Annotated in this window: 26 protein-coding genes; 13 read left to right on the top strand and 13 right to left on the bottom strand. The window is 60.0% G+C overall.

Annotated elements, in window-relative coordinates; translation table 11 throughout:
• Window positions 1–188: 188 nt before the first annotated feature.
• From FB593_RS01380 to coaD, 3 genes are read right to left on the bottom strand one after another with little or no spacing between them, the layout of a single operon-like run.
• The gene (locus tag FB593_RS01380; RefSeq protein WP_003515547.1) at window positions 189–698 is read right to left on the bottom strand and encodes a peptidylprolyl isomerase; all 510 of its coding nucleotides are present in this window, start codon (window positions 696–698) and stop codon (window positions 189–191) included.
• Between the two features lie 36 nt (window positions 699–734).
• Window positions 735–1,304, bottom strand: coding sequence for a peptidylprolyl isomerase (locus FB593_RS01375; RefSeq protein WP_019566173.1), 570 nt, complete (start codon window positions 1,302–1,304; stop codon window positions 735–737).
• Between the two features lie 29 nt (window positions 1,305–1,333).
• Window positions 1,334–1,828: a pantetheine-phosphate adenylyltransferase gene (coaD, locus tag FB593_RS01370; protein WP_003515552.1), complete on the bottom strand. Its 495-nt coding sequence runs from the start codon at window positions 1,826–1,828 to the stop codon at window positions 1,334–1,336.
• A 418-nt stretch (window positions 1,829–2,246) separates the two neighbouring features.
• Here coaD and FB593_RS01360 point away from each other — a divergent pair, with 418 nt between their 5' ends.
• The 8 genes from FB593_RS01360 (at window position 2,247) to FB593_RS01325 (ending at window position 9,939) form a co-directional block, all read left to right on the top strand.
• A complete protein-coding gene (locus tag FB593_RS01360) occupies window positions 2,247–2,426 on the top strand; it encodes a hypothetical protein (protein ID WP_003515553.1) in 180 nt (59 codons plus the stop codon).
• 41 nt (window positions 2,427–2,467) lie between these two features.
• Window positions 2,468–2,602 (top strand): hypothetical protein, encoded by a 135-nt coding sequence (locus tag FB593_RS27775; protein WP_003515556.1) that lies wholly within the window; start codon window positions 2,468–2,470, stop codon window positions 2,600–2,602.
• Between the two features lie 270 nt (window positions 2,603–2,872).
• Window positions 2,873–4,765, top strand: a complete 1,893-nt coding sequence (locus tag FB593_RS01350; RefSeq protein WP_113473121.1) for a peptidylprolyl isomerase — start codon at window positions 2,873–2,875, stop codon at window positions 4,763–4,765.
• A 16-nt stretch (window positions 4,766–4,781) separates the two neighbouring features.
• Window positions 4,782–5,816, top strand: a complete 1,035-nt coding sequence (trpD, locus tag FB593_RS01345; protein ID WP_013636264.1) for an anthranilate phosphoribosyltransferase — start codon at window positions 4,782–4,784, stop codon at window positions 5,814–5,816.
• 19 nt (window positions 5,817–5,835) lie between these two features.
• Window positions 5,836–6,651, top strand: coding sequence for an indole-3-glycerol phosphate synthase TrpC (gene trpC / locus FB593_RS01340; protein ID WP_003515561.1), 816 nt, complete (start codon window positions 5,836–5,838; stop codon window positions 6,649–6,651).
• 7 nt (window positions 6,652–6,658) lie between these two features.
• Window positions 6,659–7,150 carry a cyclic pyranopterin monophosphate synthase MoaC gene (gene moaC / locus FB593_RS01335; protein ID WP_145166273.1) on the top strand — a complete coding sequence of 164 codons (492 nt, stop codon included), beginning with the start codon at window positions 6,659–6,661 and terminating at the stop codon, window positions 7,148–7,150.
• Window positions 7,151–8,368, top strand: a complete 1,218-nt coding sequence (gene glp, locus FB593_RS01330; protein ID WP_145166272.1) for a gephyrin-like molybdotransferase Glp — start codon at window positions 7,151–7,153, stop codon at window positions 8,366–8,368.
• 500 nt (window positions 8,369–8,868) lie between these two features.
• Window positions 8,869–9,939: a GGDEF domain-containing protein gene (locus FB593_RS01325; protein WP_065660877.1), complete on the top strand. Its 1,071-nt coding sequence runs from the start codon at window positions 8,869–8,871 to the stop codon at window positions 9,937–9,939.
• 96 nt (window positions 9,940–10,035) lie between these two features.
• Here the strand turns inward: FB593_RS01325 and FB593_RS01320 are convergent, their stop codons facing one another.
• The 3 genes from FB593_RS01320 to FB593_RS01310 form a co-directional block, all read right to left on the bottom strand.
• Window positions 10,036–10,644, bottom strand: coding sequence for a pyridoxamine 5'-phosphate oxidase family protein (locus FB593_RS01320; RefSeq protein WP_003515570.1), 609 nt, complete (start codon window positions 10,642–10,644; stop codon window positions 10,036–10,038).
• 51 nt (window positions 10,645–10,695) lie between these two features.
• Window positions 10,696–12,507 carry a monovalent cation:proton antiporter-2 (CPA2) family protein gene (locus FB593_RS01315; RefSeq protein WP_145166271.1) on the bottom strand — a complete coding sequence of 604 codons (1,812 nt, stop codon included), beginning with the start codon at window positions 12,505–12,507 and terminating at the stop codon, window positions 10,696–10,698.
• 222 nt (window positions 12,508–12,729) lie between these two features.
• Entirely contained in the window at window positions 12,730–13,098 is a 369-nt protein-coding gene (locus FB593_RS01310; protein ID WP_003515573.1) for a gamma-butyrobetaine hydroxylase-like domain-containing protein, read from the bottom strand.
• A gap of 85 nt (window positions 13,099–13,183) precedes the next feature.
• Between FB593_RS01310 and moaA the strand changes: the two genes are divergently transcribed.
• From moaA to mobB, 5 genes are all read left to right on the top strand, one after another.
• Window positions 13,184–14,281, top strand: coding sequence for a GTP 3',8-cyclase MoaA (moaA, locus tag FB593_RS01305; RefSeq protein WP_162633747.1), 1,098 nt, complete (start codon window positions 13,184–13,186; stop codon window positions 14,279–14,281).
• A 153-nt stretch (window positions 14,282–14,434) separates the two neighbouring features.
• Window positions 14,435–15,403, top strand: a complete 969-nt coding sequence (locus FB593_RS01300; protein WP_111782470.1) for a DMT family transporter — start codon at window positions 14,435–14,437, stop codon at window positions 15,401–15,403.
• A gap of 1 nt (window position 15,404) precedes the next feature.
• Window positions 15,405–16,604 (top strand): multidrug effflux MFS transporter, encoded by a 1,200-nt coding sequence (locus FB593_RS01295; RefSeq protein WP_145166270.1) that lies wholly within the window; start codon window positions 15,405–15,407, stop codon window positions 16,602–16,604.
• Window positions 16,601–17,227 carry a molybdenum cofactor guanylyltransferase MobA gene (gene mobA / locus FB593_RS01290; protein WP_145166269.1) on the top strand — a complete coding sequence of 209 codons (627 nt, stop codon included), beginning with the start codon at window positions 16,601–16,603 and terminating at the stop codon, window positions 17,225–17,227. The genes FB593_RS01295 and mobA overlap by 4 nt, the downstream gene beginning before the upstream one ends.
• On the top strand, window positions 17,224–17,739 hold the full coding sequence (gene mobB, locus FB593_RS01285; RefSeq protein WP_019566162.1) for a molybdopterin-guanine dinucleotide biosynthesis protein B: 516 nt from the start codon (window positions 17,224–17,226) through the stop codon (window positions 17,737–17,739). The genes mobA and mobB overlap by 4 nt, the downstream gene beginning before the upstream one ends.
• Before the next feature lie 189 nt (window positions 17,740–17,928).
• Here mobB and FB593_RS01280 read toward each other — a convergent pair whose 3' ends face one another.
• The 7 genes from FB593_RS01280 to FB593_RS01250 all read right to left on the bottom strand — a co-directional run bounded on the left by FB593_RS01280 (window position 17,929) and on the right by FB593_RS01250 (window position 24,649).
• Complete coding sequence (locus FB593_RS01280) at window positions 17,929–19,494, bottom strand: LysM peptidoglycan-binding domain-containing M23 family metallopeptidase (protein WP_019566161.1); 1,566 nt, start codon at window positions 19,492–19,494, stop codon at window positions 17,929–17,931.
• Window positions 19,495–19,839: 345 nt separating this feature from the next.
• Window positions 19,840–20,481 (bottom strand): protein-L-isoaspartate(D-aspartate) O-methyltransferase, encoded by a 642-nt coding sequence (locus FB593_RS01275; RefSeq protein WP_029658770.1) that lies wholly within the window; start codon window positions 20,479–20,481, stop codon window positions 19,840–19,842.
• 8 nt (window positions 20,482–20,489) lie between these two features.
• Window positions 20,490–21,260, bottom strand: coding sequence for a 5'/3'-nucleotidase SurE (surE, locus tag FB593_RS01270; protein ID WP_013636276.1), 771 nt, complete (start codon window positions 21,258–21,260; stop codon window positions 20,490–20,492).
• A gap of 211 nt (window positions 21,261–21,471) precedes the next feature.
• Window positions 21,472–22,755: a serine--tRNA ligase gene (serS, locus tag FB593_RS01265; protein WP_025593635.1), complete on the bottom strand. Its 1,284-nt coding sequence runs from the start codon at window positions 22,753–22,755 to the stop codon at window positions 21,472–21,474.
• Between the two features lie 104 nt (window positions 22,756–22,859).
• Entirely contained in the window at window positions 22,860–23,663 is an 804-nt protein-coding gene (tatC, locus tag FB593_RS01260) for a twin-arginine translocase subunit TatC (protein WP_003515595.1), read from the bottom strand.
• Window positions 23,660–24,388, bottom strand: a complete 729-nt coding sequence (tatB, locus tag FB593_RS01255) for a Sec-independent protein translocase protein TatB (RefSeq protein WP_065687301.1) — start codon at window positions 24,386–24,388, stop codon at window positions 23,660–23,662. Before tatB ends, tatC begins: the two co-directional genes overlap by 4 nt.
• Before the next feature lie 54 nt (window positions 24,389–24,442).
• Window positions 24,443–24,649 carry a twin-arginine translocase TatA/TatE family subunit gene (locus tag FB593_RS01250; protein WP_003515599.1) on the bottom strand — a complete coding sequence of 69 codons (207 nt, stop codon included), beginning with the start codon at window positions 24,647–24,649 and terminating at the stop codon, window positions 24,443–24,445.
• Between the last annotated feature and the right edge of the window lie 38 nt (window positions 24,650–24,687).

Below are 24,687 nucleotides of genomic sequence, written 5' to 3'. Positions count from 1 at the left end.
GGCTCTCGAAATATCAAAACCCGCCCTGCATGGCATGGGGCGGGTGGTGGGTGATGACAAGGCTTCCGACTACACTCGAAGTCATCCTCGGCTTGTCCCGAGGATGACGTCCGAGAGGTTGGCGCCATCATCAATGTGAAACGCCCCGCAGTTTCCTGCGGAGCGGGTAAACACTTTATACGCTATTATCAGGCCGCCGAAGCAAGCTTCATCGAAACGATCGAATCGGGGTCCTTCACAGGCTCGCCGCGCTTGACCTTGTCGATGGCTTCCATGCCTTCGATGACCTGGCCCCATACGGTGTACTGCTTGTTCAGCCACGGCGAATCGGTGAAGCAGATGAAGAACTGCGAGTTGGCGGAGTTCGGGCTCTGCGAACGGGCCATCGAGCAGGTGCCGCGTACGTGGGAAATAGCCGAGAATTCAGCCTTGAGGTCAGGCTTCTCGGAGCCGCCCATGCCGGCGCGGGCCGGGTTGAAGCTTTCCGAACCCTTCTTGCCGAACTTCACATCGCCCGTCTGGGCCATGAAGTCTTCGATGACACGGTGGAACACGACGCCGTCGTAAGCGCCTTCCGATACCAGTTCCTTGATACGGGCAACGTGGCCCGGAGCAACTTCCGGAAGCAGCTGGATCACGACCTTGCCGGTCGTCGTTTCCATGATGATGGTGTTTTCCGGATCCTTGATCTCGGCCATGATTATTCTCCTCTGTTCGGGCTCTATTGCCCTACCTTACTTCTTGCCGACGGTGACCTTGATCATCCGGTCGGGGTTGGAAACTTCGCCGTTGCCGCCGGCGCCGCGCTTGATCTTGTCCACGGCTTCCATGCCGGACACGACCTTGCCGACCACGGTGTACTGGCCGTTCAGAAACGGACCGTCGGCAAACATGATGAAGAACTGCGAATTGGCGGAATTCGGATCGCTGGAACGGGCCATGCCGACAACGCCGCGCGTGAACGGTGTCTTGGAGAACTCAGCCGGAATGTCGGCCATGTCAGAGCCGCCGGTGCCGGCACGCTGGGCGTTGAAGCCCTTCTCCATGTTGCCGTACTGCACGTCGCCGGTCTGCGCCATGAAACCGTCAATGACGCGGTGGAATGCCACGTTGTCATAGGCGCCCTTTTTCGCCAGCGCTTCAATCTGCGCCACGTGCTTGGGCGCGACTTCCGGCATCAGTTCGATGACGACGGGGCCGTCCTTCAGCTGGACGGTCAGGAATTCGGCAGCCGAAGCGAAGGTGCTGGCGGCAAGCGCGCCCGCAAACAGGGCGCCGGCAAAGGCAAATCGAACGAGTTTCATTGGATTGGCTCCGGAATGTGAGGCTGAAGTCAGCGCTTCAGCTTGGCGTTGAGGGCTTCAAGCACGGCTTTGGGAACGAAGGCATCCACATTGCCGCCCATGGCGGCGATCTGCCGGACCAATGTGGCTGTAATGGGTCGCGACGACGTACCCGCCGGCAGGAACACGGTCTGTATATCAGGTGCCATCTGGCGGTTCATGCCGGCCATCTGCATTTCATAATCGAGATCGGTGCCGTCACGCAGGCCGCGCAGAAGAAGGCGCGCGCCATGCTGGCGGGCTGCATCGACGACCAGATTGTCGAAGGAAACGACCTCGACGCGCGCCGCCTCACCGGGCAGGCTTTCAGAAAGCGCCCGGCTTATCAGCGTCGCCCGCTCCTCGAAGCTGAACAGCGGTGCTTTTCCGGGATGGATGCCGACGGCGACGATGACTTTGGACGCCACGTTCAGCGCCTGGATAAGCACATCCAGATGTCCGTTGGTCATCGGATCGAAGGATCCTGGATAAAAGGCAATCGTCATATCGCTCTCAAGTGGTGGGCGTTATGTGCCGCCTTTTGTCATGGAGATGGGCGCGGCGCAAGACTTTTACAACCCGGACGCCCTCCCGGTGCGGTCTGAACAACGGATGAATGCGCCGTTCAGTGCGGTTTCAGGGCTCATTTATATAAATACACGGCATCGGGAAACCGAAATGCCCCTCACCTCGTTAAGCCCCCGGAGAAATGAAAATGCTGGCCTTTATGATCGTCTTTTCGGTCATCGCATCATTCGCAGCCGAGTATCTTTTCCTCGAATGAGGCCAGTCGCCGGTTTCCTGAACGCCAGATGAACAAGCCATTCAAGGAAGTTTCACAGGCGCGATGCTAATCGATTTTTAAGGTTGACGCGGAACATGATTGGACGTGGCGCGTTAATATCAAACCAAAGGAACAGACAGATGTTTGTAAGAGAAAAACAGTCTACTTCGGCGAAAATCAGCGTCATCAGCACCGCCTGGACAGTACTGGTCATCGCAATGGTAGCAACAACGTTTAGCCTTTATGATCAGAAGCCTGCTGCCCAGGGACCGGACTATCCCCAGATGACCGCCCGCTACCAGTCCATGACCTATTACTGATGAGGAACTAGGATTTCCTCGCTACCAACGGAGATGATATCATGTTCACATTCCTGACTCTGCTTCTTGCCCTGATCAGCATTATGTTCGTGACGTCAATGATCTCCGCAGTCGCCGAGATGCGACGTGAAGACGAGGAATTCAAGGCCTCGGTAAGACGCAACCGCGCGTTCTGACCGCAACCATCAGACTTAGCCGTCTTTCAGAATATGATTCTCCGCAACCGCCTGGACGCTCCGGGCGGTTTTATTTTGCCGCCTTAAGGGCCAGTATGGCGAAGTTGAAGGCGTAAAAACCTTGCCCCAATCACATAAGCGTTTTCAAAACCCCGTTTTTCCAAGGCAAATTCCCTTCAATTTCCCATTGGATTGATTTAAGGAACGCCGATACGTTGCGGGCCGGACGGCTGGCGACCGCAATGACGTTCCTGTGAGGTTTGCATAACGATGCTCGATTCCCTGAGAAATGCTTCTCGAACCATGGCAGCCAAGCTGCTGCTTCTCCTGCTTGTTGTTTCGTTTGGCGTCTGGGGCGTCTCCGCATCACTCGTCACCTCCAATTCGCATGCGGTCATGACCGTCGGCGACCAGACGGTCAGCCCGCAGGAATTCCGCCTCGCCTATCAGCGTCAGGTTTCCGATCTCAGCCGCCAGTTCGGCGCGAGACTGACCACCGAGCAGGCCAAGGCCTTCGGCATCGACCGTCAGGTGTTCAGCCAGCTTGCGGCGGGTGCCTCGCTGGACGAACTGGCGTCGAAGATGAATCTCGGCCTTTCGGAAGACCGCCTCGCCAATCTCATCGCAGAAGACCCGGCATTCAAATCGGTTAATGGCCAGTTCGATCGCACCCTGTTCACCGAACGGCTGCGCAATTCCGGCCTGCGCGAAGACGACTATATCAAGGAACGCAGCAAGGTCGCGGTCAGAAGCCAGATCGTTGAAGCCGTTTCCGATGGTTTCAAGGCACCGCAGGTACTGGTGGACGCACTCAAGCAATACCGCAACGAACAGCGCTCGGTCGATTACGTGATCCTGTCCAACGCCGTCATTGCGCCGGTCAAGGCACCGGGCGACGACGTGCTTGCACCCTGGTTTGAAACCAACAAGGCGAAATATCGCGCGCCCGAATTCCGCAAGTTCACCTATGTGAAGCTGGAACCATCGGACATTGCCGATCAGGCTTCGGTGACGGATGCGCAGATCGCCGACTATTACAACAGCCACAAGGACAGCTTCCGCACCGCCGGTCGCCGCACCGTCGAGCAGCTGACCTTCACGGAAAAGGAAATGGCAGAAGCCGCCGCGGAGCAGATCCGCCTCGGCAACACCACCTATGATCAGGTGGTGAAGGATCAGGGCAAGACCGCCTCCGACGTGACGCTTGGCGAATTCACCAAGGACACGATCCCCGACCAGTCGATTGCCGATGCTGCTTTCGCCGTCCAGAAGGATGGCGGCGTGTCTCCGGTCGTGGCAGGCTCCTTCGGCCCGGTCATCCTGCGCATCACCGGCATCAAGCCGGAAACCACCCGCACGCTGGAAGAGGCGAAAGAGGACATCCGCAAGGACCTCGCCACCGCTGCTGCAGCCGAAGAAGTCACCAATGTGCATGACCGTTACGAAGACCTGCGTGCCGGTGGCTCCTCGCTTGCCGATGCGGCAAAGCAGCTGAACCTCAAGCCCGTCACCATCGACGCCATCGATGCCGCCGGTCTTGATGAAAAGGGCGACGCCATTCAGGACCTGCCCTCGCCGCAGCTTGCCCAGGAAGTCTTCAAGACCGAACCCGGCACCGAAGCCCTGCCGATCAATCTTGGCCGCGAAGGCTACATCTGGTTCGACGTCGATCAGATCATCCCCGCCCGCGACCGCACGCTTGCCGAAGTGCGCGACGATGTCGTGGCCGACTGGACGGCAGAGCAGCAGCGCACGGCGCTTGCCACCAAGGCCGACGAGCTGAAGGCACGCGTTGAAAAGGGCGAGACACTGGCAGCGGTGGCTGGCGAACTCGGGCTTGCCGTCGAGCAGAAATCCGGCCTGCGCCGCACCAGCGAGGACGCGATTTTCGGTCGCCAGACGATTACGGCGGTATTCTCCGGCGCTGAAGGCATGACGGGCACAGCGGCAGACGCCGATGGTTCCAGCCGCATCCTCTTCAAGGTCACGGCAGTCGACACCAACGCGCCTGCCGATGCGCTTGCCAATGACGATCAGCAGTTCGCCGCCATCGCCCGCGCGGCCGGCGACGACATGCTCGACCAGATGGTCAACCGCCTGCAGAACGACTACGGTGTGACCATCAATCAGGCCCTCGCCGATCAGGCGATGGTCGGCTTCTAACCGGGGGGCGGAAACGATGGCCGAACTGAAACCGCTGATCGCAAAGGTCGCAAACGGGGAAAGCCTGAACCGTGAGGAATCGCGGGCCGCTTTCGACATTCTGATGTCGGGCGAAGCAACCCCGTCGCAGATCGGCGGTTTCCTCATGGCACTGCGCGTGCGCGGCGAGACGGTGGACGAGATTGTCGGCGCCGTCTCCTCCATGCGCGCGCGCATGCTGCCGGTTTCGGCCCCCGAAAACGCGATCGACATCGTCGGAACCGGCGGTGACGGCATCGGCACCTACAATATCTCGACGCTCGCCTCGATCATCGTTGCCGGCACGGGCCTTCCCGTTGCCAAGCACGGTAACCGGGCGCTAAGCTCCAAATCCGGCACGGCGGATGCGCTGTCCGCGCTCGGCGTGAAGCTGGATATCGGCCCTGACCTTATCGCCCGCTGCATCAGTGAGGCAGGACTCGGCTTCATGTTCGCGCAGCTGCACCATTCCGCCATGCGCCATGTCGGTCCAAGCCGCGTCGAACTTGGCACGCGCACCATCTTCAACCTGCTCGGCCCGCTTTCCAACCCGGCGGGCGCGAAGCGCCAATTGCTCGGCGTCTTTTCGCCGCGCTGGCTGGTGCCGCTTGCCGAAGTGCTGCGCGATCTGGGCTCGGAAAGCATCTGGGTCGTACATGGCGACGGCATGGATGAAGTCACGACGACAGGCGTCACCCATGTGGCGGCGCTTGAAAACGGCAAGATCCGCACCTTCGACCTGACGCCGAAGGATTTCGGTGTTGAACCCGCTTCCATGGCAGACCTCAAGGGTGGCGACGGCATTGCCAATGCAGCGGCACTTCGCGAGGTTCTGTCCGGCAAGCGCAACGCCTATCGCGACGTATCGCTGTGCAACGCCGCGGCAGCCCTCGTCATTGCCGGCAAGGCCGAAACGCTTGGCGAGGCGATGACGACCGTGAGCCAAGCGCTCGACAGCGGCGCGGCGGCAGCAGCGCTCGACCGCCTGGTCGCTGTCTCCAATGAAACAGTCTCCGGGCAGGCCGACCACTAAAAGGAATGAGAGCGAAACCATGAGCGACATTCTGAAAAATATCGAGATCTACAAGCGCGAGGAAATTGCCGCCGCCAAGGCCAGGGTTTCACTTGCCGATCTCAAGGCGATGGCCGCAGGCCAGACTGCGCCGCGCGGTTTTTACAAAGCGCTGCGGACAAAGCAGGCTGAGGGCAAATTCGGTCTGATTGCCGAAATCAAGAAGGCCAGCCCCTCCAAGGGGCTGATCCGCCCGGATTTCGATCCGCCGGCACTGGCCGCCGCCTATGAGGCTGGTGGCGCCGCCTGTCTTTCCGTGCTGACGGACACGCCGAGCTTTCAGGGTGCGCCGGAATTTCTGACGGCTGCCCGCAATGCCTGCGCGCTGCCTGCGCTGCGCAAGGATTTCATGTTCGACACCTATCAGGTGCATGAGGCCCGCGCCTGGGGCGCGGACTGCATCCTGCTCATCATGGCGTCTCTTTCCGACGATGAGGCGAAACGCCTTGAAGACGAGGCTTTTTCACTAGGCATGGACGTACTGGTCGAGGTGCATGATGCGGAAGAAACCGAACGGGCGCTGAAGCTCGCCTCGCCGCTTCTCGGCATCAATAACCGCAATCTGCGCACTTTCGAGGTCAGCCTCGAAACCAGCGAGAAACTGGCTGGCCTCGTGCCCGCCGACAAGCTGCTGGTCGGCGAAAGCGGCATCTTCACCTATGAGGATTGCCAGCGCCTCGAAAAGAGCGGCATCAGCACCTTCCTCGTCGGCGAAAGCCTGATGCGCAAGGACGATGTGACAGCAGCTACCAAAACCCTGCTAACCGGCCAATCCGGCGTTCTGGCGGCGGAATGATGCGCCGATGAGCGAGGCGACAAAGCTCACCCATATCGATGCGAGCGGCGAGGCCCATATGGTCGACGTCGGCGACAAAGCCGAGACCGTCCGTGTCGCCGTTGCCGAAGGCTTCGTGAAGATGAAGCCGGAAACGCTGGCGCTCATCCGCGATGGCGACGCCAAGAAGGGTGACGTCATCGGCACAGCCCGGCTCGCGGGCATCATGGCAGCCAAGCAGACGGCAAACCTCATTCCGCTCTGCCACCCGCTGATGCTGACCAAGGTTGCGGTGGACATTACAGAAAACGCTGCCCTGCCCGGCCTGCGGGTGGAGGCCATGGTGAAGCTCTCCGGCAAGACCGGCGTGGAGATGGAGGCGCTGACCGCCGTGTCCATCGCCTGCCTGACCATTTACGACATGGCCAAAGCCGCCGACAAGGCGATGGAGATCGTCAATATCCGCCTTCTCGAAAAGAGCGGCGGCAAGTCGGGCGATTTCCGGCGACAGGAGACCTGAATGAAACCACTGCTGCCCGTGGATGAGGCCGTAACGCGCCTTCTGGATGCGGCGGTTCCTGTGGTTGACAGCGAAACCCTTCCGCTCGCCGAATGCGATGGCCGCGTCCTTGCGGCTGACCTTGCGGCGCGTCTGACCCAGCCGCCTTTCGATGCCTCGGCCATGGACGGCTATGCGCTGCGCAGTGCCGATGCGCCACAAATCGGGTCAGTCCTCACCGTCATAGGCCAGGCTGCCGCAGGCCACGCTTTCGCGGGCACGGTGGGTAAAGGCGAGGCCGTGCGTATCTTTACCGGCGCACCGGTGCCAGCGGGTGCGGATGCCATACTCATTCAGGAAGATGCCGAGCTTCTCGGCGAGGGCAAAATCCGCACCGCTTTCGACATAACGGCCGGGCGCCACATTCGCCCGCGCGGACAGGATTTTGCCGAGGGCGACACGGTTTTGAAGTCCGGGCGCGAACTCGGCTTCACCGATCTCACCGTTGCGGCGGCGATGAATCACGCAACGCTTGCAGTCTATCGCAAGCCACTGGTCGCCATCCTTGCCACCGGCGACGAATTGCTGCCGCCAGGAAGCACGCCCCTTCCCGCCCAGATCATCGCCTCGAACACCTTCGGTGTCGCCGCACTTGCGCGGGCAGCCGGTGCCGAGGTTCTCGATCTCGGCATTATACCCGACAACGACACGCTGATCCGCGCCGCCATCGGCAAGGCTGTCGCGGCAAAGGCCGATGTGCTCGTGACGCTCGGCGGCGCCTCTGTCGGCGACCATGATCTCGTTCAGGCGGCGCTTAAGGCCGAAGGCATGCAGCTCGATTTCTGGCGCATTGCCATGCGTCCTGGAAAACCGCTGATGGTGGGCACCATCGATGCCATGCAGGTTCTGGGCCTGCCAGGAAATCCAGTCGCGAGCCTCGTCTGCGGCCTGCTGTTCCTCGAGCCACTGCTCCACAGAATCGCCCGCCGCATTCCGCCGCAACGCGTCACCACAGCCCGAACCGCCACACCGCTGAAGGCGAACGATCACCGGCAGGATTATCTTCGCTCCCGTTTCAGCGCCGATGACAACGGCGCTCTGGTGGCGCAAGCCTATGCCAAACAGGATTCATCCATGATGAACATACTGGCACATTCAGACGGCCTGATCGTGCGCCCGCCAAATGCGCCGGCAGTTGACGCAGGTGCGGAATGCTCGGTGATACGGCTTAGAGCCTGACGGGACATATTCCGGCGGCGCACAAAACAACGCATTGTTTCAAAATCTTGCGCAATTTCCACCGCAAGTAGTCACAGAAATGAGACGGGCTGCAGCCACTCCTGTTGAGACGACGTAATAAAAACTGTAACGTTGCTGTATCCGGACATGCGCGAAGAAGTTCGTTACTTATAAGCGGCGTCTCGCCAGATGAAAAACTCCGTGCCTCAACCATCTCCCGATTATCACCCTACGTTGTTGTGCCGAAATAAATCACCCTAAAATCACTATCGGGATTGACAGAATAAATACGAAGCTGGCACCAAGACAAGCAGTAGAAATCAAAAAACTCCGGAACTTCCTCGAAATGAGAATTACTTATAATTATCAGCTAAATAAGATAAAAATTGCCGAAGATCAAATTTCAGGGAACAAAAATTAGTTTCCCATAAATTAAGCTTTTCAAAACGGCCTACATAATAATAATCATAGTCGATAAGCAGACTCACTGGAGTTTCTTGATGAACACGGCATCCACGCCCAAATCCACGGGGCCCGACATCGCCGGGCAGATTGCCTACGCCATGCGGAGCATGGGTGTGTCGCCGATCCCGCGCAACTATAGCCTTTTTTACGAAGCCTATATCGGCTCGAACCCGGCGCTGACGAGGGATCTGGCGGCACTGGGAAACCGGGTGACGCAGGAGGATCTGGACGAACTGTCCACGCGGTACGGGGAAGGCAATCCCATCGCCTCGATCGACGACGCGCACGAGAAGCTGCGGCGTGAACTGGAGGCGCTTCTCGGAACGCTGAGGCGCGAACAGTCCTCCATCGAGAACTACAACAGAATTCTCGGCGAGACCCGTCAGCGCATTGACGACAAGACCGTATCGAGCACCAATATCCTGAAAAATGCGGTTGCGCTGCTGGCCGAGGCCACCGGCTCGAAAATCATCGATGGCGAAAAGGCGTTCAACGACGTCAACCGCCATGCCGAGGAAATGCAACAGGTGCGTCTGGAGCTGGATGAATATAAGCGCATCGCCAATACCGATTCGCTGACGCGCCTTTCCAACCGTCGCGCTTTCGATGACAGGCTGGCCTCCGTCTACAACAGCTCCATCGGCCTGCAATATACGACGCTCATCCTGCTCGACATCGACCATTTCAAGCGGATCAACGATACGTTCGGCCACCCGGTCGGCGACAAGATACTGGCCACCGTCGCCTCCGTCATCCGCGCCAATGTCCGCAAGGACGGCTTCGTCGCCAGAAGCGGCGGCGAGGAATTCGCCATCATTCTTGATGGCAACACGCCGGAAGAAGTCATGGTGATCTGTGAGCGCATCCGCCTGTCGCTGGAAAGCACACCGTTCCGCAATTCACGATCGGGCGCCGACTACGGTACGGTGACGATCTCGATCGGCTTCGCCTCCGCCTCGCAGGCAAACAATCCGGGCGAACTTTACGGACATGCCGATATGGCACTTTACCACGCCAAGGAAACCGGCAGGAACCGTTCCGTCATTTACGAGGACGGCATGCAGAAGAACTATATCGGCAAGAACTGGCTGATTTATCGGACGTGAGAAGGATAGCGCCGGTTAGGGAGCATATTAAATGCAGTGCTCCCTCCGCCCCCACGCGCTGTTACGTGCGCACCTGTTGCTGCGGCAAAACACATGTCACCACATGGTCTTCGCCGCCCGAACCGCCCATTCGCGGTCATAAGTCTCCTGATCGAACTCCGCCTTGGCGGCTTTGAGCAGGCTGCCGGGTGTGGGCAGTGACGCGGGTTCCACGAAGTTGTCGGGGTTCCACAGTTCCGAACGCATCAAGGCCCTCGCGCACTGGAAATAGACCTCGTCGATTTCGACCACAATGACGGTGCGCGGGTGTTTTCCGTCCATTTCGAAGCTTTGCAGCAGATCGGGTGCGACCGAAACGACAGCGCGGCCGTTGATGCGCATCGTTGTATTCGAGCCCGGGATCAGGAACATCAGCGCCACGCGTGGATCGCGGACGATGTTCAAAAGCGAATCGACGCGGTTGTTGCCGCGCCAGTCGGGCAAAAGCACCGTCCTGTCGTCGGCCACCCTTACCACACCGCCCTTGTCGCCGCGCGGCGAACAGTCCATGCCTTCCGGCCCGACAGTCGCCAGCGCCAGAAATGGCGAAGCCTCGATCATCTGCCGGTATTCGGCGGTCAGCGTGGCTGTCACCTTCGCGATAGATGCCTCGCTTGTGCCATCGTAAATGGCCTTCAATTCCTCAACCGTGCGAATGACCGTCATTGTCCGCTCCAACTCCTGCAATCAATCTGCCCCCCCATAAATCAGGGCGCGTTATTCCTCTGCCGCTTCCGCTTTTTCCCGCTCCGCCCGTTCGCGCGCGGTGCGTGCAGCAACGAGGTCCGCCGGCTGGGCATTGCCGCGGATCAGCGACCGGCCCGCATAAATGCCGCCGACGACTTCCATCGCGAAACGTTCCTCGTCGCGGTCGCGGAATTCCTCCACCAAGCGGGCAGCATCTTCCCGCTCCTCGCCCATGGCGCCAAGCACTTCCTCGCTGAAATTCATCGCCGATTCCAGCGTCTCGCGGATCTGGTAATCCACGCCGGCCTTCACAAGATCGATTGCGTGGCCACGGTCATAGGCACGGGCAAGAACGGGAACCAGCGGAAACTCGTGCTTGACGATCTCCGCGATCCGCACAGCGGCTTCCTTGTCGTCGACGCAGATCAGCACCGCACGCGCGGTGCTTGCCCCGGCGGCATGCAGGATTTCCGCGCGTGAGCCATCGCCATAATAGACCTTGAAACCGAATTCCGCAGCATCGCGCACAAAGTCGGCATCCTTGTCGATCAGCGACAGCGTGTAGCCACGCGCGAGAAGCGGCTGGCTGACAATCTGGCCGAAACGCCCGAAACCGATCAGCAGAATGCTGCCCTCGACATTTTCCGGCACGTCGAGATCATCGGTCTTGGGAACGGCCGCCGGCACCAGCCGGTCGTGCAGAATGACCATCAGCGGCGTCAGCACCATCGAGATGATGATGGTCGCCGTCAGGATGGCGTTGGCTTCGCGGTCGAGGATGCCGGCGCTGACAGCGGCAGAATAGAGCACGAAGGCGAATTCACCACCCTGAGCCATCAAAACAGCCCGCTCCAGGCTTTCGCGCCTGGTGGTGCCGAGCGCCCGCGCCACGCCGTAGATCAGCAATGCCTTGAGCAGCATGTAACCTGCGACGCTGACGACCACGAGCTGCCAGTTCGATGCGATGACGGCAAGATCGATCGCCATGCCGACGCCAAGAAAGAATAGGCCGAGCAGAATGCCGCGAAACGGCTCGATATCCGCTTCCAGCTGATGGCGGAACGACGATTCGGACAGCAGCACACCAGCCAGAAACGCGCCCATCGCCATGGAAAGACCGCTGACCTGCATCAACAGCGCCGAACCGAGCACCACCAGCAGGGCCGCGGCCGTCATTACCTCGCGCGCACCGGACGCCGCCAGCAGGCGGAAGAACGGGTTGAGAAGATAACGCCCGGCCAGAATGAGCGCGCCGACGGCGGCGAGCGCGATGCCGACGGAAATCCAGCGCTCCGAGGGTGTGACGTGCTCGCCACCAGCACCGAGGAAGGCAACGAGCGCCAGAAGCGGCACGATGGCGAGATCCTCAAACAGCAGGATGGCGATGATGCGCTGGCCCTTGAGGCTGGACATGCTGTTGCGTTCCTGCAGCATCTGCATGACGATTGCCGTGGAAGTCAGCACGAAGCCGGTACCGGCGACAAATGACATGATGAGCGGAAAGCCGAGACTGACGCCAACCATCGTCAGACCCGCCATACAGACCAGCACCTGCAGCGCGCCAAGCCCGAAAATATCCTGCCGCATGGACCACAGCCGTGACGGCTGCATTTCAAGGCCGATGATGAACAGGAACATCACCACGCCGAGTTCGGCGATATGAAGGATCGCCTGCGAATCGGAGAAGAAACCGAAGCCATATGGCCCGATCACCAGGCCGGCGGCCAGATAACCCAGCACCGAACCGAGGCCTATGCGCTTGAAAATCGGCGCGGCCACCACGCCCGCCGCCAAAAGCACGACCACCTGGGCCAGATCATTTCCGTTCGCTTCGACCGCCACACATCACCCCGTTTAAATTGATAGAACGAGGGTGTTCCCTCCCTCACTTCCTAGCGCATCAGTATGAAAATCGAAAATGATTTTACAGAAGGACGATACGCAGATTCAACGGGTTATTTGTCCATAAGGCATGCGGGCTTCAGATGCCGCTGCTCTCCTCCCCTCATTTCTGTGCTTGTCACAGGAATGAGGGTGGGGAGTATCCGCAGGCCTTGCGCCCGCCTACCGGGATAGCGGTTCCCTGCTCAAGCCCTTTTCGGCGAGCTGTCGCTCATAATCGGCAAACGATGCGTCGCCGGTCTCTCCCAGTTCCTTCAGATATCTCCAGGTAAAGATGCCGCTGTCATGGCCGTCGTCGAAGACGATGCGCACGGCATAATTGCCCGTCGCCATCATGGAGCGGATCGTCACGTTGCGCTTGCCGGGAACAGTGACCTTCTGGCCCGGCCCGTGGCCCTGCACTTCCGCGGAGGGTGAAAGCACGCGCAGCATCTCGGCACCAAGGCGATAGACGCTTCCATCATCGAAGGAAACGGTCAGTTGCCGCCGGTCTTTCGACACAAGCAGTTCAGTCGGCCAGGCATCACTCATTTTTCACTTCCGCAAGCTCGTCTTATGCGTCAGAATTACGGACTTGCCTCGCGATAGGCAAGTCACTACATCACCTGTAAAGCACATGCCCGGCAATCTTGTGCCCGGCGCATCGCGCAGTGAGGACGGAGACGTGAACAGTTTCCCCGGATCGCTCGAAAGAGCGCAGTCCCTGACGGAAAACAATGCACCGATGGTGGACCCTTTCGGCCGGTCCATAACCTATCTGCGCGTTTCCGTGACAGACCGCTGCGATTTCCGCTGTACCTACTGCATGTCCGAACACATGACCTTCCTGCCGAAGAAGGACCTTCTGACGCTGGAGGAACTCGACCGGCTCTGTTCCGTCTTCATTCAACGGGGCGTGCGCAAGCTGAGGCTGACCGGCGGCGAGCCGCTGGTGCGCAAGAACATCATGATGCTGGTGAGGAACCTCGGCCGCCATATTGGCACCGGCGCGCTGGATGAGCTGACGCTGACCACCAACGGTTCGCAGCTTGCGAAATTCGCCGCCGAACTCGCCGATTGCGGCGTGCGGCGTATCAACGTCTCGCTCGATACGCTGGACCCGCAGAAATTCCGCGAGATCACCCGCTGGGGCGATATCGACCGTGTGATGGAAGGGCTGGATGCCGCGCAGGCCGCCGGCATCAAGATCAAGCTCAATGCCGTCGCGCTGAAGGACTTCAACGAGACTGAAATTCCCGAGCTGATGCGTTTCGCCCATGGTCGCGGTATGGACCTGACTGTCATCGAGACCATGCCGATGGGCGAGATCGAGGAAGATCGCACCGATCGCTACCTGCCGCTTTCCAGGCTGCGCGCCGATCTGGAACAAAGCTTCACACTTGTTGACAACGACTACCAGACCGGCGGCCCTGCCCGCTACGTGACGGTGAAGGAAACCGGTGGCAGGCTCGGTTTCATCACACCCATGACCCATAATTTCTGCGAAAGCTGCAACCGCGTCCGCCTCACCTGCACCGGTACGCTCTATATGTGTCTCGGGCAGGACGATGCCGCCGACCTTCGCACGGCGCTGCGCGCTTCCGACAGCGACGCCTATCTCTCGGGCGCCATAGACGAGGCCATTCTGCGTAAGCCGAAAGGGCATGATTTCATCATTGACCGCACCCACAAGCGCCCCGCTGTCGCCCGCCATATGAGTGTGACCGGCGGCTGAACCTGTTTCTCGTCCACCCACCCATTTAAGCGGTTGAAATGCCGGCTTGGCCGTGTCAGGTCTCTTGGCATGGAGGAATGCGCGGTCCCGCCCGGCGGGCGACCCCTTAGAGGAATTTGGGGTTAGGCTGCGCATGGTCTGGGACAGTATGAAATGGCATTGACGGACAATACGCGCGGCGCCCTTCTGATGGCGCTCGCCATGGCAAGCTTTACGGCCAACGACGCCCTGACGAAATCCGTCACCCCCTACATCAATACCGGCCAGATCATGTTCGTGCGCGGCATCATGACGGTGGTGCTGATCTATATTGCCGCCCGGCACTTCGGCGCGCTCCGGCCGCTGAAAACCCTGATGCGCCCCATCATCATCCTGCGCTGTCTCTGCGAAGTGACAGCCGCCGTTCTCTATCTGACGGCGCTCGGACTCATAGAATTTTCCAACGCCTCGGCCATATTGCAGTCCCTGCCGCTGATCGTCACGCTGGGTGCGGCACTGTTCCTGCGCGAGCCCGTCGGCTGGCGGCGCTGGGCGGCGATCATCGTCGGCTTCATTGGCGTGCTCGTCATCATCCGGCCCGGCCCGGAAGGCTTCACCTCAGGCGCGCTGCTGGTCGTCGCCTCGCTTGCGGTCACCGCTGCGCGTGATCTTTTGACCCGCAAGATGTATGCGGATGTCCCCTCGCTTGCCGTCACCTTCGTTACCGCCTCCGTCAACATGGCGGTGGGTGGCCTGCTGATCCAGCCCTTCGGCGGCTGGCAGCCCATGAACTTCATGATCCTGTCGCATCTGGCCGGTTCTGCCGTTCTGGTGCTGGTCGGTTACCAGGCAATCATTCTGGCAATGCGAACCGGTGAAATCTCCTTCGTCGCGCCGTTCCGTTACACCAGCCTGCTCTGGGGTTTCATGATCGGCGTGTTCTTCTTCAACGAAAAGATCGACAGTTTCACGATCGTCGGCGCCATGATCGTCATCGGCTCGGGCCTCTACACCTTCTACCGTGAAAGCCTGCGCAAGCGCTCGCAGATGGCCAAGCGCTCCGCCGCCACGCCCACTGCCGCGACCACCGTGCGGCCAGCTTCCGTAACGAAAGCTGCCTTTACGGAAAAAGCGGGAGAATGACATGAAAAACGCCCGCTTTCTGGATCGCACCACCCCGCCCCACATCATCACGCTCGTCGTTATCGCCGGCGTCGCGGCGCTTTGCATGAACCTGTTCCTGCCCTCGCTTGCAGCGATGGCGCTCCATTTCGAGACCGATTACGCCGTGATGCAATTTGCCGTGTCCGGCTATCTTGCCGCCACCGCGTGCCTGCAACTCCTCATCGGCCCGCTATCCGATCTTTTCGGACGCCGGCCCGTCATGCTTGCCAGCATCGCGATGATGATCGTCGCCACGCTCGTCTGCTTGCTGGCGCCAGATATCACCGTCTTCATGTTCGGGCGTGTGGCGCAGGCGGCCGTCGTTTCCGGCTTCGTGCTGGCGCGCGCCATCGTGCGCGACATGGTCCCTATGGAACAGGCCGCTTCGATGATCGGCTATGTGACCATGGGCATGTCGGTGGTGCCGATGGTCGGCCCAACGGTCGGCGGTCTGCTCAACGATATCTCCGGCTGGCAATCCAGCTTTGCGCTTCTTGCCCTGCTCGGGGTCGGCATTCTGGTGCTCGCCTGGTTTGATCTCGGCGAAACCAATCACAACAGATCGGCAAGCTTCTCGCAGCAGTTCCACGCCTGGCCAGAACTTCTGCGCTCGCCGCTCTTCTGGGGATATGCGCTGACCTCGACCTTCTCGTCGGGCATGTTCTTTTCGTTTCTAGGGGGCGCACCCTTCGTCGGCAGCGTGCTTTATGGCCTTGCCCCGGCCATGCTCGGCCTGCAATTCTTCTTCATGGCCAGCGGCTACATGCTCGGCAACTTCGTCTCCGGCCGTTATGCGAGCCAGATCGGCATCACCCGCATGATGCTGTCGGGCAATGTCGTCGCCATCGCCGGCATTGTCGCAGCCATAGCGCTGATCTCCACTGGGGCGGAAAGCCCCTACGCGTTTTTCGTGCCGCTTGCGCTCATTGGTGTCGGAAACGGTGTGACCCTGCCAAGTGCCAATGCAGGCATGGTCAGCGTCCAGCCGCATCTGGCAGGCTCCGCCTCCGGTCTCGGCGGCGCCATGACCATCGGCGGCGGCGCGGCACTTTCCGTGCTTGCCTCCTCGGTTCTGTCCAAAGAGGACGGAACCTGGCCGCTTCTTCTCGTGATGCTGGCGACCGGCCTTGTCGCCCTCCTCACTACCTATATCGTAAGGCTGCAGGAAAAGCGGCAATGACGGCGCGATTTGAAATACCCGGTCTTGTGCTTGCCGGTGGCCTGTCGCGACGGATGGGCACCAACAAGGCGACCGTGATGCTGGGCGACGAACCGCTGCTTTCCCATGTCGTGCGCCGCATCGCGCCACAGGTGTCAGACGTCACCATCAATGCCGCGAATGGCTGGGCCGAAAGCTTTGGCCTGCCGTTGCTGCCTGACACCGTGAACGGCCATGCCGGGCCGCTAGCCGGAGTTCTCGCCGGCATGCGGCATTTCCAGAACCATCGCGCCTGGAAAAGCCACTTCCTGACAGTGCCCGCCGACAGCCCGTTCTTTCCCGAAGATCTCGTCGACCGCCTCTGCGAACACATGGCCGAAGACGCAATCGTCATCGCCGCCTCCAGCGGCCAGTTGCACCCGGTTTTCGCGCTATGGCCCGTGGCGCTCGCGGACGATCTGGAGGAATGGCTGAAGAACGATGCAAACCGGCGCATCCGCGCCTATCTTGCACGACACGTCACGATCGGTATCGCCTTCCCGCCGCTGGAAACGGCCAAAGGCAGCCTCGATCCGTTCTTCAACATCAACACGCCGGATGAACTGGCGCTCGCTCGAAGCTATCTGGAGAGCATGGAACCATGATGAGCCAAAAGGTCTTCGGTATTGCCGGCTGGAAAAACTCGGGCAAGACCGGCCTTGCGGTCCGCATCGTCACCGAGCTGACGGCGCGCGGCTATCGGGTCTCAACCATCAAGCATGCCCATCATGATTTCGATATCGACAAGGTTGGCGCCGATAGCTGGCGTCACCGTCAGGCGGGCGCGCACGAGGTCACCATCGTCTCCGGCACCCGCTTTGCCATCATGCATGAATTGCGCGGCGAAGCCGAACCGTCTTTCGAGGAAATCCTCTCCCGCCTCGCCCCTTGCGATCTCGTACTGATCGAGGGTTACAAATACGAGCCGGTGCCGAAGATCGAGGCGCGACGGCTGGAAGCTGCCAAGACCGAACCGCTTGCCGGAAGCGATCCGCACATCATCGCAATTGCCGCCGATCACGCGGTGACCGACACCACTCTTCCCGTCTTCGACCTCGATGATACCGCCACGATTGCGGACTTCATCGAAAAGACGGTTGGGCTGGTGAGGGCGTAACTGCCGCTTCGGCAACCTCCTCTCCTCCGTCATCCTCGGGCTTGACCCGAGGGCCCGCAAACCGACCGCACCATGGATCCTCGGTTCAAGCCCGAGGATGACGTCGAATGTGTGAGGACGTTTGGCCTACCCCAAAAATGAAAAAGCCGGGCGTTCGGCCCGGCTTCATCATTCCTTGAGACGCAATACCTATTCAAGGAAACCGGAGGGGTTCACCGGCGTCGCATCCTTGCGAACTTCAAAGTGAACCTGAGGACGTTTGGCGCTGCCAGTCATGCCTGACGTGGCGATGGTCTGGCCGCGCTGAACCTTCTGGCCGCGCTGCACGTCGAGATTGGCGGCGTTGCCGTAAACGGTGACCTTGCCGTCGTCATGGCGGACGAGAACCGTATTGCCGAGCTGCTTAAGGCCATTGCCCGCATAGATGACCACACCGTTTTCGGCGGCCTTGATTGGCGTGCCTTCCGGAACGGAGATGTTGATGCCATCGTTGCGGCTGCCTTCGACGTTGTCGCCGAAATTGTTGATGACGGCGCCACGAACCGGCCAGCGATATTTGCCGATTCCCGTGGATTCCGGAGCGAGCGAGGCCATATCGGACTTCTTCTCGATATCGCCGACGCTTGCCGTTGCGGCAGGAGCGGAAGGTACGGTCGCAGCTGCGGCAGGAGCCTTGTAGGGTTCCGGCTTGGCGGATGCAGTTTCCACTGCCTTGGCCGCTTCCTTTGCGGGTACGGAGGCTGTCTTGATGGCGTCGGTCGAAGCACCCGGCATGGCGAGTGTCTGGCCGACACGGATGCTTTCGGTGGAAATGCCGTTCGCGGCCTTGAGGGCTGCAACCGAAACGCCGTTTTCACGAGCGATCTTCGCCAGGCTGTCGCCCGGCTGAACCTTGTAACCACCGGCTGGCGGCATAGGCTTGCCACCGGGAGGTGTGAGCTTGCCGTTTTCAGCCGAAACCTTGTCGCGGGCAACACTCTGCGAGGGCAGCACGGCGACCTTCTGGTCTGGACCACGCAGCGGGTTCGGCTCGTCGCCGTTGCGGTTGAGCGCAATGTCACCAGCCGCAGCCTTGGCGGCATTGCGGACCTGACCGAATTTCGGAATAAGGATCGACTGGCCAGCCTGCGCGGACGCCGCGGTCTTCAGACCGTTGACCCGCAGCAGTTCCTTTTCGGGAACGCCGTAGCGGTTGGAGATCGTCGCGATGCTTTCACCCGGACGCAGCGTTACCGAAGAGGCGCCATCCGTATGCCAGCCGTTCTTGTCGGAACGGACGGTTGCGGTGGTGAGATTGTCGGCGACGGGAGCGGCAGCCTGCTGTGCAGGTGCTGCGAGAGACGGAGCGGCTGGTCGTTGTGCGGACGGGAAAGGCTGGGCCATGGCTTCGTTGCGGGTCGACGGGTCGCGGCTTGCTACCGCCGGCGGAGCCGACAGCTCGGAGCGCTGCACCGGAGAGGCCGAAGCCGAACGGGCCGTCGAAGGCTGAACGCCACCGCCGTAACCGCCGGAAGACGGATAGGAGTTGGCCGCCATGTTCTGATTGGCGTAGCCGCCCTGGGGTGCCGCAGAGGCATAACCACCGTTCATGTCGCCTTGCGGGACCGGGGCCTGCCCATAAGCACCGCCGCCTTGGCGGGCTGGAATTGACGCTGTCGTCATCCGATCCGGTCCACTGGAAAAGAGGCCGCTGAACCGCGTTGCATCCGAGCTACAGCCCGTTGCGACGCTTGCCAGCAATGCCGCTGCGAACATTTTTGCGACTGATTTTCCGATTTTAGACGAATGTCTCATACGCATAACTCGATCTACACTGACGCCAACCCGCCGCATCGAGGTCGATCCGGCACAAATTTCACTTCTTGCAAGGCCCATTTCCCGATCCCGGGAAAACCATGCGTCGATGTTTATGATTAAAGCGCGTTAGTGTTACCACGCCGTTAAAACGTTAAGCCGCTCGGCGCTTTTTTGACACTTCGATAACCATGACGAAAACGGCATGTGTCATGTCGGAACAATATTATGATGGAAAATCAGTTGGTTGTGATGATTTAGAATATTCTAAGACGAAAATTAATTGCCTTCGATATTTTCATTTTGTCACAAATGCCGGGCAATATGGCTGCCAAGCGGCAGATAGGGCGTCTCGAACAGCTCTTCCTTCTCGAAGCGGCTGCCGGTCTTGGAGAAGCGCGTCATCACGCAGCGCCCGTCTTCCAGAATGATCGGCGCGATCATCATGCCGCCGGAGACGATCTGCTCGGCGAAAAAGCGGGGCATGGTGGTAAAGGCGGCGGTGGCGACGATTCGGTCGAAGGTGCCCTCGCCGACCAGACCGTTGCTGCCATCCGCCTGGCGGATGACGACATTGCGGATGGAAAGATCGTCCAGACAGTTCTGCGCCTGCTGCACCAGCGTCTTGTAGCGCTCCAGCGAAAAGACCCGCTCCACCCGGCGCGCGATGATCGCCGTCATGAAACCGCTGCCGGTACCGATTTCCAGCACGCGCTGGCCCGGCTTCAATTGCAGGCGGGCCAGGATTTTCACCGCCATGTCAGCGCCTTCCATGAAGGCGCCGCAGTCGATCGGGATTGTGCGGCTGGAATAGGCATCAGCGGCGAATTGCGGCGGCACGAATCTGGAGCGCGGCGTCTGTTCGACCGCCGTCAAAAGGTCGAGATCGGAAATCCCCTCGCCCCGCAAGCGGAGAACGAGAGCGGCAAAACCTTCCTTTTCAACCATTGCGGATTTCAATCGGCGACTCCGAATCCAAGTGCTTGCGCAACCCGATCCTTGACCGTGTAATCCGTAAGGTCAAGCTTTAGCGGCGTGACCGAAATCTTGCCGTGCTTCAAAGCGTGGATATCCGTGCCCTCGAGGAAGGTGCCGAGGCGTTCGCCAAAGCGCAGCCAGTAATAAGGAAGACCGCGGCCATCCTGGCGTTCTTCTACCGTCAGGCCGAAATCGAGCTTGCCCTGCCCGGTGACGGATACACCCTGCACATCATCAGGTGCGCAATTGGGGAAATTGAGATTGAGGAAGGTGCCATCAGGCAATTCCACATTCATCAGCTTGCGCAGCAGATCCGGCGCATGGGTCTCGGTCACCTCCCACGGCACGACGCGGCCTTCGGAATGGCTGAAAGCCTGGCTGAGTGCGAAGGAGCGTACCCCTTGCAGCGTACCTTCAATGGCGCCGGCAATCGTGCCGGAATAGGTGACATCGTCAGCCATATTGGCGCCGGCATTGACACCTGAGAGTACGAGATCGGGCTTTTCCGGCAGAACTTCGCGGATGCCCATGATGACGCAATCGGTCGGCGTACCGCGCAGCGCGAAATGCTTGTCGGAAACCTTGCGCAGCCGCAGCGGCTCGGAGAGAGTCAGGGAGTGAGCAAGACCGCTCTGGTCGGTCTCGGGCGCCACGATCCAGACGTCATCGGACAGCGTGCGGGCGATACGTTCCAGCACCGCCAGCCCTTCGGCATGGATACCGTCGTCATTGGTCAGCAAAATCCGCATGTTTCTCTCTCCGCTTTTCATATCTTCCGGGACGGAGCATCCTCCCCACCGGCAGTGAGGTGTGCAGTTCTCTCAACGTCATCCTCGGGCCTGTCCCGAGGAACTAATCACGTCTAAATCAATCGACAGGTTGCAGATCCTGGGACAGGCCCGAGGATGACGTCGGCGTAATTGGAAGATTCTCCTTCCAATAGCACGACGCTGCTCTCCCTCAGGCCGCCTTCTCAATCCGTGTCAGACCGCCCATATAGGGCAGCAGCACGTCTGGAATTGTGACGGAACCGTCGTCGTTCAGGTAATTTTCGAGGACCGCGATGAGGCAGCGGCCGACGGCGGTGCCGGAGCCGTTCAGCGTGTGCACGAACTTCGTCGCCTTGTCGTCCTTGCCGCGATAACGCGCATTCATGCGCCGCGCCTGGAAATCGCCGCAGACGGAGCAGGACGAAATTTCGCGGTAGGTGTTCTGGCCCGGCAACCAAACTTCCAGATCGTAGGTCTTGCGCGCGCTGAAACCCATATCGCCGGTGCACAGCGTCATGGTGCGGAAATGCAGGCCAAGACGCTTCAGCACTTCTTCGGCGCAGGCCGTCATGCGCTCATGCTCGGCAACAGCACTTTCCGCGTCGGTGATGGAGACGAGTTCGCATTTCCAGAACTGGTGCTGGCGCAGCATGCCGCGTGTGTCGCGGCCAGCAGAGCCCGCTTCCGAACGGAAGGACGGCGTAAGTGCCGTGAAGCGCAGCGGCAGCTTTTCCTGCTCGAGAATTTCGCCGGAGACAAGGTTGGTCAGCGTCACTTCCGCCGTCGGGATCAACCAGCGGCCATCGGTAGTCTTGAACAGATCCTCGGAAAACTTCGGCAATTGGCCGGTGCCGAACATCGCCTCATCGCGCACCATCAGCGGCGAAGAGACTTCCGTGTAGCCATGTTCCGAGGTGTGCAGGTCGATCATGAACTGGCCGAGCGCCCGTTCCAGACGCGCCAGCTGGCTGGTCAGCACGGTGAAGCGCGAGCCGGAAAGCTTGGCCGCCCGCTCGAAATCCATGTAGCCGAGCGCTTCGCCAATCTCGAAGTGCTCCTTTGCTTCATGGTTCCAGCCGGGCTTCTGGCCGACCACGCGGGTCACCACATTGTCGTGTTCGTCCTTGCCGTCAGGAACATCGTCGAAAGGTATATTTGGCAGGCGCGACAGGGCGTCGTTAAGCTCGGCGGTGACCTGGCGGTCCTCCTCCTCGGCGCGCGGCATGTTCTCCTTGATGTCGGCGACTTCCGCTTTCAGCTTTTCCGCCAGCTCCATGTTCTTCTGCGCCATGGCGGCGCCGATGTCCTTGGAAGCGGCATTGCGACGCGACTGCATGTCCTGCAGGGACTGGATGACGGACCGGCGCTTTTCGTCGAGAGCGATCAGGCTGCTTGCGGCAGGCTCTGCGCCGCGCCGTGCAAGTGCTGCATCAAAGGCTTCGGGGTTTTCGCGTATCCATTTAATGTCGTGCATCGTCGTTCCAGACTATTGTTGGTCGCTCGCGTTTTATCAGCAAAACGCCGGGCGAAAGGCCCGGCGCGAGGAGATTTGATGAGCAGGAAGACCGTGGCGAAGCGTCAGGTCTCTTCCAGCTCCGTGCTTTTGGATTCCGCAGCACGTTTCCTCTCCACGAGTCGAGCCATGTAGATGGAAATCTCGTAGAGAATGATCGCAGGTAGCGCAAGACCGATCTGGGACATGGGGTCTGGCGGCGTCAGCACGGCCGCAACCACGAAGGCCATGACAATGGCGAACTTACGCTTTTCCCGCAGCCAGTCGCTGGTCAGAATCCCGACCCGCGCCAGAAGCGTGGTGACGACAGGCAGCTGGAATACCAGGCCGAAGGACAAAACCAGCGTCATGATGAGGCTGAGATATTCCGACACCTTCGGCATCAGGGAAATCGCCACCTCGCCATCTACTGGCAATTGCTGCATGGCGAGGAAGAACCACATGACCATGGGCGTGAAGAAGAAATAGACGAGCGCCGCGCCGATGAGGAAAAGGATCGGCGATGCGATCAGGAACGGCAGGAAGGCCGCGCGCTCGTTCTTGTAGAGGCCCGGCGCCACGAATTTATAGAGCTGCGAGGCAATCACCGGAAAGGAGATCACCATGGCACCGAACATGGCAACCTTGATCTGCGTGAAGAAGAATTCCTGCGGCGCCGTATAGATCAGCGATGATTTCGCCACATCCAGCCCCGCCCAGATGACCGCCCACTTATAGGGAATGACGAGCAGGTTGAAGAGATGCTTGGCAACGGCGAAACAGGCGATGAAGGCGACGAAGAACGCGCCGAGCGACCAGATCAGCCGCGTGCGCAACTCCATGAGATGTTCGATAAGCGGCTGCGGCTTGTCCTCGATGTCCCCGCTCATGCTTCATCCTTTTTGGGCTTTGCAGCCTTGGTTCTTGCCGGTTTGGCCGGTTTGGCATCCGCAACGGCAACCGCCTTCTCCGCTGCCGCTTTCCTGACAGCAACCTTTTTGGCGACAGCCTTCACGGTCGGCTTCAAGACAGCAGCTTCTTCAACAGGCGCTGCGGCAGGCTTGCTGCGGGTGGTGCGTTTCGGCTTGGCGGCAACCGCTTCGGCTTCAACGGTCGCAACAGATTTCGCACGCGCACGCTTCGGCTTTTCTTCCGCAGCAGCAACCGCAGTAACCGGCCCAGATGCAGAAGGCGTGGGAACCACCGCAGGCGCTACATCCGGAAGCTTCATCTCGGGCTCCGGCACGCTGACAAGAGGAGCCACCGGCTCACTTGTTGCAGGTGCTGCTGTCGACGACATCGCATCGGGAGCAGCTGTCGCCTTCTGGAGATCAGACTTGATTTCGTTGCCGAGCTGGCGAAGCGGGTTCATAGCATCGCGCAGGGAATTCGTCGGGTTGAGATTGCGCACATCGGAGATCGTCTGCCGCACATCGTCCATGTCTGCCTCTTTCAAGGCCTCGTCGAACTGCGTGCGGAAATCCCCCGCCATCTTGCGAAGGCCGGCCATCGTCTTACCGAAGGCGCGGATCATGGGCGGCAAGTCCTTAGGACCGACGACCACGATCAAAACGACCGCGATCACCAGAAGCTCGCTCCAACCGATATCAAACATCAAAACGCTCCCGAGACCCTAGCGCCAGTCTCAAAACAAGCAGGTTCAAGCCGCTTACTTGATCTCGTCAGCCTTGTGGTCAACAGTCTTCGCGTTGACATCGGCCGGCGGCGGAGTCTGATCTTCGTCAGCCATGCCCTTCTTGAAGCTCTTGATGCCCTTGGCGACATCGCCCATCAGTTCCGGGATCTTTCCGCGTCCGAAGAGAACGAGAACGATCACCAGCACGATCAGCCAATGCCACACACTAAAAGAACCCATAACTGAAACTCCTGAATTTCGCTTTCAGACGATGTAAG

Source organism: Rhizobium sp. SJZ105 (assembly GCF_007828365.1).
GTDB lineage: Bacteria > Pseudomonadota > Alphaproteobacteria > Rhizobiales > Rhizobiaceae > Agrobacterium > Agrobacterium tumefaciens.
The sequence above is the reverse complement of the archived record's forward strand: the minus strand, read 5'-3'. Positions and strand labels throughout refer to the sequence as shown.

Bases quoted from the DNA above. Each gene is read 5' to 3' on its own strand.
- FB593_RS01250 (WP_003515599.1), bottom strand. From the start codon at position 24,649: ATGGGTTCTTTTAGTGTGTGGCATTGGCTGATCGTGCTGGTGATCGTT.
- FB593_RS01320 (WP_003515570.1), bottom strand. From the start codon at position 10,644: ATGACGGTCATTCGCACGGTTGAGGAATTGAAGGCCATTTACGATGGC.
- mobA (WP_145166269.1), top strand. From the start codon at position 16,601: ATGACGGCGCGATTTGAAATACCCGGTCTTGTGCTTGCCGGTGGCCTG.
- trpC (WP_003515561.1), top strand. From the start codon at position 5,836: ATGAGCGACATTCTGAAAAATATCGAGATCTACAAGCGCGAGGAAATT.
- FB593_RS01375 (WP_019566173.1), bottom strand. From the start codon at position 1,304: ATGAAACTCGTTCGATTTGCCTTTGCCGGCGCCCTGTTTGCGGGCGCG.
- serS (WP_025593635.1), bottom strand. From the start codon at position 22,755: ATGCACGACATTAAATGGATACGCGAAAACCCCGAAGCCTTTGATGCA.
- coaD (WP_003515552.1), bottom strand. From the start codon at position 1,828: ATGACGATTGCCTTTTATCCAGGATCCTTCGATCCGATGACCAACGGA.
- FB593_RS01300 (WP_111782470.1), top strand. From the start codon at position 14,435: ATGGCATTGACGGACAATACGCGCGGCGCCCTTCTGATGGCGCTCGCC.
- FB593_RS01275 (WP_029658770.1), bottom strand. From the start codon at position 20,481: ATGGTTGAAAAGGAAGGTTTTGCCGCTCTCGTTCTCCGCTTGCGGGGC.
- FB593_RS01360 (WP_003515553.1), top strand. From the start codon at position 2,247: ATGTTTGTAAGAGAAAAACAGTCTACTTCGGCGAAAATCAGCGTCATC.
- mobB (WP_019566162.1), top strand. From the start codon at position 17,224: ATGATGAGCCAAAAGGTCTTCGGTATTGCCGGCTGGAAAAACTCGGGC.
- glp (WP_145166272.1), top strand. From the start codon at position 7,151: ATGAAACCACTGCTGCCCGTGGATGAGGCCGTAACGCGCCTTCTGGAT.
- moaC (WP_145166273.1), top strand. From the start codon at position 6,659: ATGAGCGAGGCGACAAAGCTCACCCATATCGATGCGAGCGGCGAGGCC.
- FB593_RS01350 (WP_113473121.1), top strand. From the start codon at position 2,873: ATGCTCGATTCCCTGAGAAATGCTTCTCGAACCATGGCAGCCAAGCTG.
- FB593_RS01325 (WP_065660877.1), top strand. From the start codon at position 8,869: ATGAACACGGCATCCACGCCCAAATCCACGGGGCCCGACATCGCCGGG.
- FB593_RS27775 (WP_003515556.1), top strand. From the start codon at position 2,468: ATGTTCACATTCCTGACTCTGCTTCTTGCCCTGATCAGCATTATGTTC.
- moaA (WP_162633747.1), top strand. From the start codon at position 13,184: ATGCCCGGCAATCTTGTGCCCGGCGCATCGCGCAGTGAGGACGGAGAC.
- trpD (WP_013636264.1), top strand. From the start codon at position 4,782: ATGGCCGAACTGAAACCGCTGATCGCAAAGGTCGCAAACGGGGAAAGC.
- surE (WP_013636276.1), bottom strand. From the start codon at position 21,260: ATGCGGATTTTGCTGACCAATGACGACGGTATCCATGCCGAAGGGCTG.
- tatB (WP_065687301.1), bottom strand. From the start codon at position 24,388: ATGTTTGATATCGGTTGGAGCGAGCTTCTGGTGATCGCGGTCGTTTTG.
- tatC (WP_003515595.1), bottom strand. From the start codon at position 23,663: ATGAGCGGGGACATCGAGGACAAGCCGCAGCCGCTTATCGAACATCTC.
- FB593_RS01280 (WP_019566161.1), bottom strand. From the start codon at position 19,494: ATGTTCGCAGCGGCATTGCTGGCAAGCGTCGCAACGGGCTGTAGCTCG.
- FB593_RS01310 (WP_003515573.1), bottom strand. From the start codon at position 13,098: ATGAGTGATGCCTGGCCGACTGAACTGCTTGTGTCGAAAGACCGGCGG.
- FB593_RS01295 (WP_145166270.1), top strand. From the start codon at position 15,405: ATGAAAAACGCCCGCTTTCTGGATCGCACCACCCCGCCCCACATCATC.
- FB593_RS01380 (WP_003515547.1), bottom strand. From the start codon at position 698: ATGGCCGAGATCAAGGATCCGGAAAACACCATCATCATGGAAACGACG.